Source organism: Vibrio sp. 10N.222.55.C6 (assembly GCF_041473395.1).
Classification (GTDB): Bacteria; Pseudomonadota; Gammaproteobacteria; order Enterobacterales; family Vibrionaceae; genus Vibrio; species Vibrio crassostreae_C.
Window position 1 is genome coordinate 1 of record NZ_JBFRSD010001050.1, and the last position, 416, is coordinate 416.

A 416-nucleotide genomic window follows, 5' to 3' on the forward strand; every position below is an offset into this window, starting at 1 on the left:
TGGTTGAGCTGGGTTCGTTTGTCAAAGTGGCGGAGCAAAGAAACGTCGACCGTTCCGTTATCTCTAAACAGATCAGCCGTCTTGAAGAAGAGCTGGATGTTCGGTTACTCAATCGAACCACTCGTTCGTTATCTCTGACAGCTGCAGGCAATGAGATGGTCAATCAAGCGCATCAGCTTCGTGCACTGTTGAACGATACTCGACGCTTGGCGCAAAATTATCATGCAGAGCCTCGAGGGTTATTAAGAATCACCAGCTCGACCATGTTCGGTCGACAATATGTTCAGCAGGCGATTGCGGTTTTCCAGAAGCAGTATCCAGATGTTGATTTTGAATTGAGACTCGAAGACCGAATCGTCGATATGGTTAAAGAAGGGTTTGATATTGGTTTCCGTATTGGTAAGCCCAAAAACTCC

At 46.6% G+C, this 416-nt stretch carries 1 protein-coding gene; it reads left to right on the plus strand.

Annotated features, from left to right (window positions below):
- Window positions 1–416, plus strand: a 416-nt coding sequence (locus AB4486_RS27500; protein WP_372119972.1) for a LysR family transcriptional regulator, incomplete at both ends; no start/stop codon positions are given.